Below are 15,655 nucleotides of genomic sequence, written 5' to 3'. Positions count from 1 at the left end.
TGATTGCAGTTTTTAAGGTGATCCTGCCCGCGAAAAGCGGACATGTAGTTAAGCGGCTTGTTGCATCTCAAATGCTTCAGGACTGATGCAGCCATTCGCACTATGGCGACGGGACAGCAGTGGACAGCCCCAATTAATAAGTTTTATCAAACACAAAAAACATTATTTTACGTAACTTTTCGCCAATCACCTTTGCCCCTAATTGCTCGCGCACCCAAATTTGTCCGTTAATCCCCATTCGAGTACGTAATTTATTATCACAGACCAGTTTGATAGCGGCTCTTGCAAAATATTCCGGTTCGGCCTGCTTGATTAAAATACCACACACACCATCTGACACAATATCATTGATCGGCCCCCAATCAAGTGCAATAACAGGTAGTCCATGAGCCATCGCCTCAACAAAGACCATACCGAAAGAATCATAACTGCTTGGTAAACAAAAAATATCTGCCTCACGCAACAGGCGCAACTTGTCAGCGCCCCCCACCCACCCAACAAAAGTCACACGTTCTTCGAGTCCAAGCTCAACCACACTCTTTTTTAGAGTGGGCAACAAACTACCAGTTCCGGCAATAATAAGTCGCACAGAATCGGGCAGGAAAGACAAAGATTCTATAACTACATCCACTCCTTTGCCCGCTTCAAGTCGAGTCATTGAAAGTATCGATACGTTTTTATTGGACTCACTGGAAATTGGTGAATATGCAATTTGTTCCAACCCCTCTTCCAGTGGATTAGGCACGACAAACAAGGGTCTGTCAATACCGGCAGAAAGAAGTAAATTTTCCCACCATGGCGTTAACACGCAAAGTACGGAAGACAAACTTACGGCTGTCTGGAAAAAAAAACGCCCAAATGGGGAAGCTAAATATCTTATTATCGTGACTCCATGCAATTGCATAACAACCGGAACGCCCAAAAATTTGACAATTAATGATAGTATGGCTTTGCGCACAAATGATGGCATACCACCTCCAACGTGCGCATAAATAATTATTTTTTTGCCAGTATAACGTGCACATCGAATGTGTTGCAAAATTTTCAGAATAGAAGCGAGCAAGAAACGCCACTTACCACCCCAAGCCGTTGGGTGATGTGTCGGCAAAAACTCAAACGAAATGCCTCCCTGATGAAGTGCATGGAAATACCCTGGCAAAGCATTTGCAATCCCACCACTTTTCGATGTCACACAAGTCCCAACTACTATCACATGCAGTTTGTCAATCATTCAGATGTATTTACATTAAAATCATGTGAACTTGAAAACACTTTATTCGTAAAAAAGATAGATAAATACCCTGCCATAAGCGTGGATGGAATTGGGCTTGTCAATGCATGGCCAGCTATAGCCGAATGACCTAAGTAAAACAAAGTAGCTGCAGCAATAAGACCATAACAAGAACCACGCTTAATAACAAAACGGAGAGAGGATTTTAACAATACCAACACGACGAACAAATGAATCAATATTGTAAAACCAATGCCGTATCCGCCAAAGATATCCATCCAATCAACCTCGACCATGCGCTTTTTTTCAGCTTTTGGAAAATATCGTGCTACACCACGCTGAAACGCATCTGCTCCTTCTCCCACAAAATCAAAAATAGCTGCACGATTGGAGATTTGCTCAGCACCCGCTAAAACCAATAGTAAACGAGGAAAATCTCCTGATGCGACCTCTTCCAGCTTTTGCTGTTGATAACTAAACTCTTGTTGTTTAGTTAGTCCATACACCAAAATGCCTGACATTATAACGAGCATGAAAAAACCAGCCAGCCACTTCTTTATGCGATCCGCAGCTCCGATTCCTCTTCCTTCCGTTTTTCCCCAAATCACACAGAGAATAGCAGTGAGCGCAGTACCAACTACAGCTGCTAACGAGGCGCGAGTTCCTATCTGCACACACGCAAAGGAACTCATTGCTAACAGCCATAAACGCAGCCAGGAAAATCTCATCATAACGAAAAGATAGCCACCCGACAATAGTCCCAAGCCCAATGCCAGCGTCATGTCATTTTGGGCATAGAAAATACCGGTACTACCGAACGCATAATCACCATAGGTTTGTTTCTGAATGCCTAGTTTCTGCGAAATTAGTAAGCTAACACCCAGAACATAAGCCCCGTACTCTATGAATCTTAGAATATCGTCCATACGGAGATCATATACTTTAACGAGAGCAACAAAAAGACCTGTAACAAGTGGTAAGTAAAGCACTTTAGAAAGTGCTGAAACATCATAAAAGAAATTTCCCCCACGGAATATTCCCACTAAAATGCTTGGCAGTACGGACAAGCTCATAAACGTTATCCATATAAGAAGAGGCTTATCTACAAGATGCCAATAATGCATAGTCATATAAATCGCTATTAACACGACCATACCACGCAACACAACTCCAGGCGTAACCTGGAATTGAATGCCATAATATTCCAAACCGCCATACAAGATATCGGAAATAAAAAGTAGAGGTAGTAAAGTAGCGAGCCACAGCCACTTCTTTTGCCATTTAAATACCGAAGTTGATACTGCTAGCGCACTCATTTTAGTTTATCTGACACAATTATCCATCCGCCTTGCTGGATTTTTTTTGTTGCAAAGGATTGTCCATCGGGGGCATATACAACTGGTGAAGCAATCACCAACTCATGATCATATGGCAAGAAGATACGTTGTCCATTCCTTCCCTCCAAAATGATAATTCCTTCCTTTTTAACTAACCGATACCCATCCCGAACAACATCAAATATCGCTGTAAAATCTCGATACCAAGATTTAGCTTTACCATCTCGATCAAAAATGCCCAATCCTGCTTGTTTGGAAGTTTGTGGTGCATAGTCCATTAAATCAAATAAATACAACCTATCAACTCCATAGTTTGCACAGTCGGCAAGTAAATAAATGAACGAAGCTCCCCAAGCACCTGGTTTAGCAAACGTTTTCGCTGCGACCTCACTCCGAGAGGAAACATTCCATTCTGTAATAAATACTTGAGTAGCACTGTTAGAAAGCCAACGTGGAAGCCCTTCAAGCGGTGTTTGTGTTACGTTTAATCGTTCATAGCAGTGGAAAGACAGAAAGCCATTTGATGCAGTACTTTGCGATAGTTTTTTCATAAAAATATTGTACGATGCAGTGGCTTCCCGATTGTCATCCATAAATACTGGGTGTTGAGTTGTCCCAGCGCCCCCAACATTGTGAATACCTCTGCCCTTAAGCACCTCTACTGCAACACTGTAAAGTTTGGCAAATTGGTCACTACTCCCCCAGAAATACAAAGCTGCATCTGGCTCGTTGCCAATCTCAAACAACCACGTCTGAACCTTTTCTTTGCCATATGTGTTAAACAAAAAGCTAATAAATTCGTTAATACTAGATCGATATCCATCTAAGTCACTGGGGGGGAATCGGTTAGTATAAGTCAGATTTTTTTCAAGTTGTTTTCGAACCCCCAGTGGTATCTTTTCAGTCAGTTGCTCTCTATCTGCACCATGTGGTTGCAGACGGGCATGAAAATTAGAAATATTGATCAATGGGTGCATATTATATTTTAAGACAATGTCTAATGCTTTTTTTAACCGCACCTGATACTCGTTGCCGCGCTGACCATCGAACACTTCATATATACGTACATTTCTAACACCAAGGCGTTCAATTTCCTTCAAAGCCGGATCAAAATAATGCACGCGGTCAGGATAACCCAGATTAAAACCAACTTGAAAACGATGCCAAGCTAGATCAGCAGCTTGCACTGAGGTAATATATGGAAAGAACAAAAACAATGCTAGCGCGATATGAATCTTCACTATGATTTTTAATAAATACTTCAGCATAAATCTCTTCCTTTCTACGACTTACTTATGTAACCCGCCAAGATGTTTTTTGATTTATTTCGAGCATGGCCTAGCTTTGTCGAAACACTTTCGATATCTAAAATCAGACTGATAGATTCAAACTCGCTTTCAGTTGTAACAAGTCTCTCGTTGATACCCAACAGGGTGAGCAGACTAATTATTCTATTTGCTCTACTCCCTGGAGAAACCGCAACAAACGGCTTTCCTAAATTTACCGCAAAGCAGGTGCCATGGAATGAGTCAGTGATTACAAACTCGGCATTGGCATAGAGCTCTATAAATTCTTTTGGACCGGCGGTTCTTATATGTTTGTCAACGTTTGTAAGTGGAAAAAGCATGGGGTCGATAGCGACAACTTTAAACCCTAATTTTTTTGCAAAAAAATCTACTGCCTTTATAATTAATTCAGTTCGTGGTACTGAGTAGACTAAAATATATTTCTCTTTTTGTTTTTGGGACTTAAAATTAAAGGCCTCGAGCCATTCCTCTTTTGAGAGAATAAGGGTTGGATCAAGCACGTGGTGTATCTCTCTCCCAGGAAAAACTTCAGCGAGTTTTTTCACTCCGTCGTTTTCACGAGTTGAGATCATTTCGAAGTCATCAAGTAGCTTTCGAACCTCCTGTTTTTCATCATCGCTGTAGTGATGGTGGCCAATACTAGATGCATAGGATATTTTTTTTCGACATTTTGGAGCAAAGGATAGGAAATAAATAGGATCTATTTTTGTATCACTACTGACAATTTCTGGGTTCCATATCTGGTCGCTGCCACATACGTAAGCATCAAAGTCTCCCGCTTTGCCCTCAAGTAACTCTTTGCTTGTTAGTTTAAGTGTTAAGTTCATGTTTTCGCGTATAAATTTACGGAACTTTGAAACGGCATTAATACGGTAGGGAAATCGTAAAATATCGTGAGCCAGCATCATTATTCCCCGCAAAGATACGTCAAAGCGTATCAGGTCGAGGTGATGAGCCAAATGTCTATTGTCGTAATCGATAGTACTAACTTCGCCATATCTGGATAGCACTAGTTTAGTAGCATAGGCCTGTAGGACTGCACCGTAGTTAGCGGTGCGGTGTATGGTAATGAGTGCGATTTTCATGACTTTATCTCTAAAGTAGTAAAAACTTCTTCAATAGAGCGCCTTAAAGACACACAAACTTTATTATTTTCATCCGGAAACCCCACAAGCAAAACCAAAATTACTGTATGATTTGGTTTGATGCTTAAATGCTTTCTGAATTTCATATCCACAACCGGCTTCTGACTCCAATTCAATGCACAACTAGCCAAACCGAGTGAATGTAAGGCATACATAAGAGACATCGCCAACAAACCACCATCTATCCAATGTTGGTAGTGCTCACTACCTGCAAAAAAAGCTTTAAGGTCGGTAGTGATGAGCAATAGATTTGGCGCCCTTTCACCAAAAGGCCTGTTACCTGTTTGATATTTGAGAACCATGTTTTTTACTTCACTATCTGAAGTATGATAAATACACCAGGCTTGGCGATTACAAACTGAAGGGGTTTTAAGTGCTAGTTTAACCGCCCTCATTATAAGTGATTCAGAAACGACTTCCTCCTTAAACTCCCTTAATGAATATCTGGAACAAAAAAAATCTTCAGGTGATTCCAACACCCCTTTTCTAAAATCTGCAACCGTCAACTCCTTAACACCATGATTCGCCTCGTCAAAGAAATTTAATTCTTTTAATTGCAGTTTAATTTTTAACGATTTCTCGATATCCACATTCTCTGGAAGACTAATAAACTTTTCAAGAACTTGCTTTGCGGCTTTATCATGGCAGGTGACTTGTCCGGCATCGTTCGATATTTTTAACAATTGCATAAGCAAACTCGCTTGCCGCCAACCAGAGGTGATGTTGCGCTGCTTATAGCTTAAGCTTTTTTCTAAACCGTGATAAATCATTATTATGTTGTACATTCTTTGGTCAGGGTCAGTCATATCTTCAGGCCAACCACCAAACCTTACAAAACGCAACGAATCATAGATGAATCCGAAAAGGCCATCATAAACCCTATAACCTCTTCTTATATAGGGCCTTATTAAATTCCACATTTTGAACATTCCCTTCTGACAAAAACTTTGTTTTGCGCTGTCATATAGTACAAAATTAACAATAATATATTACTAAAAAGCGTAGAAATAGCCGCACCTATAGACAAATACAATGGTATCAGGCTTAAATTTAAAATTATATTAACCATAGCAACAACACACATCAATTTAACCTTCACTCGCATATGCTCTTGTGTGACTAAAGTCGCACCAATACTGTACGACAGGAAATAAATAGGAACAGCAAAGGCCAATATTTTTGTAGGTGCCAATGATGGTCCATAACCACCACCAAACAAAAATACTATCAACCAATCTGCAATTATCAGTAAAACGACTGTAAGAATAGAGCCTGACAGCAACATTGCAAAGTTGCCTTTTCTATATGCGATATAAAATTTATCTCTATCATGAATTGCCCAACGATGATATTTTGGCAAAAAATATTTTTGATAGAGAACAGTTGGCAAAATCATAACTGAAGTCAATATCACAAATGCTATATTGTAATATCCGGCCTCTGTATCATTACATAGATACTTAACCATAATAATAGTACTTTGAACGTAAATAAATGCTAAAAATGACGCCATTCCAAATGGCCAACACTCTTGAAAGACATTTTTAACCCTGTATGTGCAGTCACGATTCCAGCTTATCGCACCATGACCTTTGAGCTTAAAAGCACCTTTTTTAAAATTTGATATATGAAATAGTCCAACTACTAAAAAAACTACACCGACAAAAGAATATATAATTGCTACATCAATTGGATTCAATGTGTAGGCTGTTAAATAAGCTACATACGCCACAATCAATAGGCGAGTTAAGTTTGGCAGTAGTTGCCACAAGGCCAAAGCAATATAGTTTTCCTCTAGTTGCAGCTTAGAACTGACAAGATCTACACTCAATTGACCAAGTATGTAAAAAAATAAAATTATAATTATATAGCGGTTCAGCTTATCATGTGGCCCGAAATAACTCCAAATTAACATCAATAAAAAAACTATAATAACAGTTATATATACAAATTTTAAAGATGCAGAAACCCAGCACAAACCATTCCAACCATCTTTTCCAAATACTTTAAGCCAAAATTGTGAAATACCAAAGCCAGCTAGAAGAGTAAAGACTGTTGCCAAGGCAAGACTTGAAGAGAAAAGACCAAAATGTTCAGGACCAAGCTTTCTGGCTAGGACCATATATATAACAAAAGTACTACCGCTCCCCAATAATGACCCTAGCCAGAGCAATGACACTGATTTAATTGCTTTCGTTGTATTATCCATTAGTCATTGGTGACTTAATCTACTGCCACACACCCCTCGTATCTATAACCACCTTTTCCTTCAACATCCCTACATCAATCCTCTTAAATTCATCATGATCTACAAGCACTACCAGAATATCTGCTTTTGCCAAAAGCTCCTGCAAACCATACAGTTTAAATTCCATCTCAACATCAGCACAATAGGGATCACAAACCATAATCTCACCAACACTGGCCGTCATCAACTCGCGCACAATCTCCAATGCCGGTGATTCGCGAATATCATCAATATTTGCTTTGAAGGTTATGCCTAAACAGCCAATAACCGGTTTTTTAAATCGCTCTGCCTTGACTTTTATCTTTTCTATTACCCAATGTGGCTTGGCATCATTCACCTCGCGAGCAGTCCTTATTAAACGTGCCACTTCCAGATTTTGGCTGACAATAAACCAAGGATCAACCGCAATGCAGTGGCCACCAACACCAGGACCGGGCTGCAGAATATTGACACGGGGATGGCGGTTGGCCAGGGAGATCAGCTCCCATACATTGATACACGCATCATCGCAGATCATGGAGAGTTCATTGGCAAAGGCGATGTTGACATCACGAAAGCTATTTTCAGTCAGTTTGCACATTTCAGCGGTACGGGCGTTGGTGATGATACATTCACCTTGCACAAAAATTTTGTAGAGGTCCACCGCAGCCTGAGAACATTTAGTTGTCATACCGCCGATGACGCGGTCATTCTGCACCAACTCTCGTAATACATTACCGGGCAGTACTCTTTCCGGGCAGTGTGCTACGCGAATGTCTGAATCTTCGCCACATTGTTGTGGAAAGGTAAGATCAGGACGAACTTCGGCAAGCCATGCCGCCATCTGTTCGGTAGCACACACCGGTGAGGTCGATTCAAGAATGACCAGATCTCCCTTTTTAAGCACTGGCGCAATGGCCTTGCTGGCAGACTCAATATATTTAAGATCCGGCTGGTGATCGTCTCTAAAAGGTGTTGGGACAGCGATGAGAAAGGCGTCAGCTGGTTCAGGCATTGAAGTGGCGCGGAGGTAACCTTGGGCAACCGCTGCTTGAACGACCATGTCCAAATCAGGTTCAATGATGTGTATTTTACCTTGGTTGATGGTATCAACAGTTTTTGGGTTGATATCAACACCTATGACTTTTTTTTTACGTGAGGCAAAGACAGCAGCAGTGGGCAGACCGATGTAGCCAAGGCCAATTACGGAAATTGTTTCACTGGACATATCGCGAGTTCCTTACGTTTGGTTTCTCATCGAAAGAGCAAATATTTTAGACGAAATCCATTTATCTAGGGCAGCATCTTGGGACAAGCTACCCACCCTTATATGTATTCAATCATGCGCTATATTCATCAGTGTTCGTTTTCGGGTACAACTTTTTAAGCCATTGAATGATTCTTTGAGCAGCCTGGCCATCACCATACGGATTATGGGCCTCTGCCATACGACTATACGCCTCATGATTATCCAGCAGCTCCTTCGCTTCTGCTACAATCCTCGCTGAATCCGTCCCTACCAGCTTGACCGTGCCGGCCACAACTGCCTCTGGCCGCTCAGTGGTGCCTCGCATGACCAATACCGGCTTACCAAGTGAGGGAGCTTCCTCCTGCACCCCCCCTGAGTCGGTTATAATCAGATAGGCCTGCGACATCAGGTACACAAAGGGGAGGTAATCAAGTGGTTCAATCAGATGTACGCCAGAGCAACCAACCAATATTCGATGTACAGGTTCCTGTACGTTAGGATTTAAATGCACCGGATAGACAATCTGCAGATCACTACGCTGGGCAAGTTCTTTGAGAGCCAGACAGATATTATCAAAACCGTTGCCAAAATTCTCTCTACGATGACCGGTAACAAGCAATAGCTTTTTTCTAGGATCAAGGAAAGGAAATTGGTTAGCCAGAGTTTGCTGGAGTGTCGTTTTTTGGTGAATTTGTTCAACCACATGAAACAAGGCGTCTACCACCGTGTTTCCGGTGATATGGATGGACTGCTCTGACACACCTTCCTTTATTAGACTCTCGTGCGCTGATTTGGTTGGGGCAAAATGGACAGTGGCTATTGCGCCGGCGATTTTACGGTTCATTTCCTCCGGCCATGGGGAATAAATATTACCAGTCCGCAAGCCAGCCTCAACATGCCCGACAGCTACTTTTTGGTAAAAGGCAGCCAGACTAGCTGCCATGGTGGTGGTTGTATCGCCATGCACTAAAATTATATCAGGCCGCCATACCTTTAATACATCCCCCACTCCCAGCAACACCCCCACTGTAATGTCAGTTAAATCCTGATCAGGCTGCATCAAATTAAGGTCAAAATCAGGAACAATCCCGAACAGATTCAGCACCTGATCAAGCATTTGCCGATGTTGAGCAGTAACACAAACTTTTACTTCAAAGATTGGGTCCGCTACCATAGCTTTAACTAACGGAGCCATTTTAATTGCTTCAGGTCGAGTGCCAAAAACGTTTAGTACTTTAATATGAGAAATAGTCATGAATCAAAATAGTTCCTTGTCTATGTAAGTGAGCAAGCATGGAGTTAGTCAGATTTAAGCGATAGAACATTCCCCACAAATTACAAAGCCCTAGCAGAATCTAGGGCTTTGTAATTCCAAGTCAACACATTAATAAAATGGTTAGCTCATTGATAGGGTATATTTTTATTTGGATGCAATTTTCAAACCCTAGTCAGCCTAACTTGCCCTTTGTGGAAAAGAGGCTTATATAGAAAATGCCTAATAAAGAACTCTCCAAGCGTAGTTTCCAGATGAATCTTTCGCACAAACACCTAAAGTATCAGCAACACCAGTCCCTCCTTGACTAAACCACATTGTACCTCGAGTCGCAATTGAACAATTTGGCTTGGCACTGGTTGTAGCAAGCCTGAGCCCGCCTTGAACTTCTAATTTCTGAGTTGGCATGGCTGAAGTAAAATTGCCAATACCAACATTTCCGTTTGAAGAAATCCGCATTCTTGGTTCACGACTAAATCCTGTAGGTCCAGTAGTCTCAATTAAAAATGAAGCTGGTGCTGATGTTGTAGTCCATTGTGTATCAGCGACTGTAGACAGCCCGCCCGCGTTTACAGTTGTAAAGCCCACTTGTGATCCAAAATACATAAAACCAAGCCGATTTAAATATCCCGGCAAAGTTGCATCGGACTTAATGTGATACGCTAAAAAACCAGCACCATTTGTAACTTCGTTCCCTTCCACTTTTATGACGTTTCCTGGCAAAGTAGAAGCTTTCACATGAATTGCCCCACCATTTGGTGTTGATGTACCTATCCCAATCACACCTGTATCTGTCACCACCATCGCATCAGAAGTATCGCCAGCATTTCTAACCACCAGTTTATTCGCTGCACCTGCTACCATCGGCAACGCCAAGGCTGCCAAAACTGCTACGCCTGTCATGATTGATTTTGAGCTTCTCATTTTTTATTCCTCCCGTTTGAGTAATAAACTGTTTTTTCAGCACCTTAGGATTAAGTGCAATTAATTTCTTATAAACGTATACCGCAGGATGTCATGTTGTCAAGCTGCTTGCTTAAATTTGTGGTCAGACACCTCCTTGGGAAGGCAATTTATGAATGCTGAATTTTAAATGCTGAATGTTGAGTCCCTTTACATGCTGCATCACACAGTAGATCAGTACACCTTACATACACCTTACATCTTTGCCTGTTACCGACATTTTGATCACCCCGGCAGGGCCCTATGCAGCAGCCCTGCCGGGGCGACTTCTACTTGATGACCAGATAGTCGGCAATGACCGTACCGGATCCGATGGTCAGCCCACCTTGTGCACTGGTTACGCCGCAGCTGGCGGTATAGGCGTTATTGTAACCGCCTTGCAGGGTAACCGTAATATTACGGTCTGCCGTTAATGCACCGGATGCGATATCAACTGCCTTCATCTGGATGGCATTGCCGTTTGCAGCGGCAGCATAGGCTGCCTGTAGTGTGGTATAACCGGTTGCGTTAGCCGGCTGCGTACTCAGCTTCAGGTAGTTGGGGGTAGCAGCCGGGTTCAGAGTATAGCTGGCCGTGATGATCTGGTTGGCTGCTATACCGCTTGTGAAGGTGTAGCTACCATTTGTCACGGTGACCGGTACACCGTTCATCAGTACACTGGCAACATCAAAGCCTGCTGCACCAAAGCTGTAGGTTGGTACCGAGCCTGCAGCCACGATGGTCGGGCCGGTCACGCAACGATCTAGTGCAACGGTGTAGGTACCGACAAAATTGGCGGTATAGGTGTGAGCTGCGGTTACGTTGTTCACCGTCAGATCAGGAAGCATACTCACCACGACGCCGTTTTCATCGGTCCAGTTGACAAACAGGTACCCGGCATTAGCCGTTGCCGTTACCGTTGTGGCATTGGCAAAGTAGTCTATCGTCTGCGGAGTGGTACCGGTAATGATCCCCCCGGCACCTGCCACATAGTTAAGGACAAAGGTGTCAATTGCAAAGTTGGCGGTTATGGTATGGGGAGCGACCACATTAAACAGGGTCAGGATCGGTACGGCACTGACTACCGTTGCTCCTTCGGTCCAGTTAACAAAGTGGTAGCCGGTATTAGGCACGGCCGTCACCGCACTTGAGCTGAGGTTGTAGGTAACGCTCTGCGGGTTTGCCCCCTGTACTACGCCACCACCGGGGGTTGCAGCAAAGGTCACGGTGTAGACCGGTATGGCAGCAGAACAGGTCACATTGACGGTTGAATTGATACCGTTGCAGCCCCAGCTAAGGTTGATCCCGTTAACCGTTACCGTGGTGGCACTACCGGCTGAGCAGAGTGCTGCCCCGACAGGTATTGCAGAGACATTGGTGTTGTTGGCGCTACCGCAGATGCCATCAATAACACTCGACGAATGCGTACTAACAACAAACGGGGCGTCTGACTCACCGGCTGCATTGTAGGCCCGGACCCGGTAACTGAAACGGTCACTGGAAAGGGCGGTTTCAGTGTAGCTGGTGGCATTGGCCAGGGCCGTACCGACCGGGGCAAAGTCAAAGCAGTTGAGGCCGGCACAACGTTCAATCACAAACCCGATCTCATTTTTGGGATTGCCGGGCACTGCCACACTGTAGGCAGACAGCGGGGTCGGGTCAATCCAGGTTACGGTGATATTATTCGACGTATTTTCAAAGCTCGGATTGACCGCAACACCGGTCGGCGGATCCGGCACCGTCTTGGTGGTATTGAAACGCATCGGCCGCATCATATCCTGCTCTTCGTGGGAAAGGATATGGCAGTGCCAGACGTACTCGTCACCAAAGTTATAGGCCACGTTGGTGTCCAGCGGGTTCTTGGCCTGACCGGTCTGTGGGCCGGTTGTCTGCAGGTTGGTAAAGCCCTGGGTGGTACCGTCGGGCAGACCAGGGGCCAGTTTGCGGATGCTGTTGGGCTGACCAAAGGGAGTTTTAGGGGCACGGGGCCTAAAGGCAACAATGGTGTCTTCCAGCGGGCTGACCCTCAAGGTCTCTTTCCAGCCCCGCTCGTTGTCGTCAGGCAGACGCTTGAAGCCATCCCAACCAACCCGGTTGATGACCTGCACATCAAAGAGGTGGAAGTGCATCGGGTGCGTATCTACACCGTTGTGGGTGATTTTCCAAAGCTGAACTTGGCCATCATCCACGATTTCGGTGGGTGGATCAATATACCCCTGCATGACAAAGGTCTGGTTCAGGTTGTTGGACAGAGGAACCTCTACCCCCAAGCGGGCACTCATCCGGCCATATTCATCATAGACAGCCCCCATCTCGTCATGGATTGCTTTGGGCTCCATATGGGTCGTGGTGGCGCTGACCGCCGGATTGGCCAGGATAGTGGTAGGATCATAATAGTTCAGATAGTTGTCACCGATCTCTGAAACGCCCCAGTTGGGGGCCTTCCAGGGGAAGGTAACGCCATAGACGTCATCGTAGTAGGTTTGGCCAACGATGATCGGCTCTTGGGATCTGGCGAAGACACTGCCACCCGGGGCCGTTGACTTGAATTCATCCTGCAGGGCAACCAGGTTATAATTGCTGCAGGAACCTGCGTTAACCTTGATCTGCATCACGGTACGTGTGTTGGGGCTCATGCCCGGCACAACACCGGCATGTCCGCCGGCGTCCCGTAAGTCAGGGGAACCGGTGTAATAATCGTTATTTGCCACTGCAGCCGGATAGGCTGCCGGTGCATCGTTATACATGATCAGGGTCTTACCGGCGTACTGGCAGAAATCAATGATGACGTCAGCACGTTCAGCCGGCCCCATCCGCAGGGTGCCATCAACCACGTTACCGACGTTGAACATGGTCGGGTCCAGCAGGAAGGTAACCGGGAAGTTGGGCAACACCACCGGCTTGGCCAGGAAGCCGCTTTCGCTACCGATCTGGATCCAGTCAGGACCGACGGTGGTTGGGTCAGGCACCCCGCCGTCACGGCTGTCATTGGGAAGATACTGTTTGTTAAGCCGGCCATACTCCCGGTAATTAACTGCCGGCACCATGGCGACTTCAGTGTCAGACTGCAGGGTGCAGGCAAAGGTTGCGCCTACGCCGGTACCGTCGGTCAGTATGCTTGCCGGTGCTGTCTGATAGTGTGAACCATAGTTATCCATCCTGATTTCCGTGATGCCGCCGCCGGCATCGACTGCCATAACCGAGGCCTCGGCATCCTGGGGATACTTGTGGGTACTGTCAATCGCACGGTGGCCCCCCTGGAAGGTGATCAGATCACCCACGGCAAACCCGCTGCCGGCAGCCGTAATACTGCACTGCTTGACCGTCGTGGTTGCCTCATACAACTGCAGGTTAAGAAAACGGTCATGGGCGCCGTTCAGGATTCTGAAGCGGTAGGCCTTGGGATCAACGGTCAAGGTGGGATAGGCGGTGCCGTTGACCAGCATGGTGTCCATAAATGCCTCTGCTACCCAGGACGGGTTGGGAGTCTTGGGCATAGTAGGCGGTTCAAAGGCATGTTCAGTCACACAGCCGGGGGCCGTGGGGCCGGCCTCGCAGGCCGGATCATAGTACGGGTTGGGAGTCAGCTGATATGGTATGCCGGTTGTGGGGGGCCAGAACCAGAGGCCGTAAACCCAGCGCCCCATCGGGTTGACACCGGTGATATCAGCCGGGTTTTCTGCCGGCATGTAGACATGGGGCCACCAGAGGTCACCACTGACCGGCGCCCTGGTACCGTTACCGTTGTCTGCACCGGTTCCCCAGGCCCAGGTCGGATCCAGCTGGGCAATGGTGGCAGGATCAACAAAGTTTTTATCCATGATGATCAGCGGGATCTCACCACCGGCCACAGTCGTGCCATCCGTTTTGGTGCCCGGAATGAGACCACGATCAATCAGATCCTTTTCAGCGGCATCGCGGATCAGGTAACCAGCCACCTCACCAGCATAGACGTTCAAGCGGGTAAGGCCAACGGCATGGTCATGGTAAAACAGCAAACGTGCGCTCTGCTGGTTGGTATAGTAGTAGGTAACGGCGCCGGCGCCAGGATCAGGCATATCCGGCACGTTCTGGGTACTGGCACCACGTTTGTAAGGGGTGACCTCAGCAGCGGGAGTGATCCACTGGTGCGGTGTTCCATCACTGATCCAGGGGTTCAAACCGCCGTGCAGGTGGATTTCAGCACGGTTCTGGGGATAACTGGCACAATCAGGCCCGTTTTCCTTAAAGGGGGTGGTGACACCGGGGACATCAACAAAGGAGCAGGCCGTACCGTCTGATTTAAGCGGGCCGCGTCCCGATCCCATCAGGGTTGTATCCGTTGGTATAAACAATTTACCGGCATCGCCGGTGGGCAGGTTATTGGTCAGCTTGATCCGTACCGGGCGGTCCTTTTGGGCAACAATGACCGGCCCCAGAAAATGGAAGGCCGCGGTTGGAACAACCGTGTTGTTTGACACCGTACAGGGGTTGGGCTGATTGAGCGACGGATCGGTACAACCGCTGGCGGTACCGTTGTTGGTCTGGCGATACCCGCGCAGGGTCGTTGCCCCAAGCTCAGTATGCAGCTTTTCCGTGTACTGGTTCAGCTCGATCTCATAATAGTCTGAACCGGGATAGGTCACAATATCCGGCACCGCAACCGGCAGGCACTGACCGATGTTATTGGTTGTCGAGCAGCCCAGCGGGGCCAGCTCATTGACAAACTTGGTCAGCGATGGGCTCAGGTTCCAGTTTGGCGTACTGCCAAAGAGATCCGGAACCAGATAGCCGTTATCAAAGAAAGGCGTCGCAGCTGCCCCCGGATAATTCGCTGGATTCTTGCCCGGGGGCACATAGGCCGGCGTGGCGTATCCCATGCCTGCCATCCCCACCAGCAGCGCAATGGCCAGCGCTACCATTGCATACAAACTGCCGTATCTTCGTTTCATACCAGACCTCCTT

The 15,655-nt window shown here is 46.0% G+C and carries 10 protein-coding genes; all 10 read right to left on the bottom strand.

Going from position 1 to position 15,655, the window contains the following annotated elements:
* Positions 1-133: 133 nt before the first annotated feature.
* Positions 134-1,231: a glycosyltransferase family 4 protein gene (locus FY034_RS06240; protein ID WP_265554508.1), complete on the bottom strand. Its 1,098-nt coding sequence runs from the start codon at positions 1,229-1,231 to the stop codon at positions 134-136.
* Complete coding sequence (locus tag FY034_RS06235) at positions 1,228-2,547, bottom strand: O-antigen ligase family protein (RefSeq protein WP_265554506.1); 1,320 nt, start codon at positions 2,545-2,547, stop codon at positions 1,228-1,230. The genes FY034_RS06240 and FY034_RS06235 overlap by 4 nt, the downstream gene beginning before the upstream one ends.
* The gene (locus FY034_RS06230) at positions 2,544-3,836 is read right to left on the bottom strand and encodes a GH39 family glycosyl hydrolase (protein ID WP_265554505.1); all 1,293 of its coding nucleotides are present in this window, start codon (positions 3,834-3,836) and stop codon (positions 2,544-2,546) included. The genes FY034_RS06235 and FY034_RS06230 overlap by 4 nt, the downstream gene beginning before the upstream one ends.
* 14 nt (positions 3,837-3,850) lie before the next feature.
* A complete protein-coding gene (locus tag FY034_RS06225; RefSeq protein ID WP_265554503.1) occupies positions 3,851-4,960 on the bottom strand; it encodes a polysaccharide pyruvyl transferase family protein in 1,110 nt (369 codons plus the stop codon).
* Positions 4,957-5,940 carry a nitroreductase family protein gene (locus tag FY034_RS06220; RefSeq protein ID WP_265554501.1) on the bottom strand — a complete coding sequence of 328 codons (984 nt, stop codon included), beginning with the start codon at positions 5,938-5,940 and terminating at the stop codon, positions 4,957-4,959. The genes FY034_RS06225 and FY034_RS06220 overlap by 4 nt, the downstream gene beginning before the upstream one ends.
* Complete coding sequence (locus FY034_RS06215) at positions 5,928-7,229, bottom strand: oligosaccharide flippase family protein (RefSeq protein ID WP_265554499.1); 1,302 nt, start codon at positions 7,227-7,229, stop codon at positions 5,928-5,930. Before FY034_RS06215 ends, FY034_RS06220 begins: the two co-directional genes overlap by 13 nt.
* Positions 7,230-7,248: 19 nt before the next feature.
* Positions 7,249-8,475 carry a UDP-N-acetyl-D-mannosamine dehydrogenase gene (gene wecC / locus FY034_RS06210; RefSeq protein WP_265554498.1) on the bottom strand — a complete coding sequence of 409 codons (1,227 nt, stop codon included), beginning with the start codon at positions 8,473-8,475 and terminating at the stop codon, positions 7,249-7,251.
* A gap of 112 nt (positions 8,476-8,587) precedes the next feature.
* Positions 8,588-9,751 (bottom strand): non-hydrolyzing UDP-N-acetylglucosamine 2-epimerase, encoded by a 1,164-nt coding sequence (gene wecB, locus FY034_RS06205; protein WP_265554497.1) that lies wholly within the window; start codon positions 9,749-9,751, stop codon positions 8,588-8,590.
* 240 nt (positions 9,752-9,991) lie between these two features.
* A complete protein-coding gene (locus FY034_RS06200) occupies positions 9,992-10,693 on the bottom strand; it encodes a hypothetical protein (RefSeq protein WP_265554496.1) in 702 nt (233 codons plus the stop codon).
* A gap of 308 nt (positions 10,694-11,001) precedes the next feature.
* Entirely contained in the window at positions 11,002-15,642 is a 4,641-nt protein-coding gene (locus tag FY034_RS06195) for an InlB B-repeat-containing protein (protein WP_265554493.1), read from the bottom strand.
* Between the last annotated feature and the right edge of the window lie 13 nt (positions 15,643-15,655).

The sequence above is a fragment of the Trichlorobacter lovleyi genome, from assembly GCF_015239775.1.
GTDB lineage: Bacteria > Desulfobacterota > Desulfuromonadia > Geobacterales > Pseudopelobacteraceae > Trichlorobacter > Trichlorobacter lovleyi_B.
The sequence above is the reverse complement of the archived record's forward strand: the minus strand, read 5'-3'. Positions and strand labels throughout refer to the sequence as shown.

What these genes read in the sequence shown, in the direction of transcription:
- FY034_RS06240 (WP_265554508.1), bottom strand. Translation starts at nt 1,231, where the DNA reads ATGATTGACAAACTGCATGTGATAGTAGTTGGGACTTGTGTGACATCG.
- FY034_RS06235 (WP_265554506.1), bottom strand. Translation starts at nt 2,547, where the DNA reads ATGAGTGCGCTAGCAGTATCAACTTCGGTATTTAAATGGCAAAAGAAG.
- FY034_RS06230 (WP_265554505.1), bottom strand. Translation starts at nt 3,836, where the DNA reads ATGCTGAAGTATTTATTAAAAATCATAGTGAAGATTCATATCGCGCTA.
- FY034_RS06225 (WP_265554503.1), bottom strand. Translation starts at nt 4,960, where the DNA reads ATGAAAATCGCACTCATTACCATACACCGCACCGCTAACTACGGTGCA.
- FY034_RS06220 (WP_265554501.1), bottom strand. Translation starts at nt 5,940, where the DNA reads ATGTGGAATTTAATAAGGCCCTATATAAGAAGAGGTTATAGGGTTTAT.
- FY034_RS06215 (WP_265554499.1), bottom strand. Translation starts at nt 7,229, where the DNA reads ATGGATAATACAACGAAAGCAATTAAATCAGTGTCATTGCTCTGGCTA.
- wecC (WP_265554498.1), bottom strand. Translation starts at nt 8,475, where the DNA reads ATGTCCAGTGAAACAATTTCCGTAATTGGCCTTGGCTACATCGGTCTG.
- wecB (WP_265554497.1), bottom strand. Translation starts at nt 9,751, where the DNA reads ATGACTATTTCTCATATTAAAGTACTAAACGTTTTTGGCACTCGACCT.
- FY034_RS06200 (WP_265554496.1), bottom strand. Translation starts at nt 10,693, where the DNA reads ATGAGAAGCTCAAAATCAATCATGACAGGCGTAGCAGTTTTGGCAGCC.
- FY034_RS06195 (WP_265554493.1), bottom strand. Translation starts at nt 15,642, where the DNA reads ATGAAACGAAGATACGGCAGTTTGTATGCAATGGTAGCGCTGGCCATT.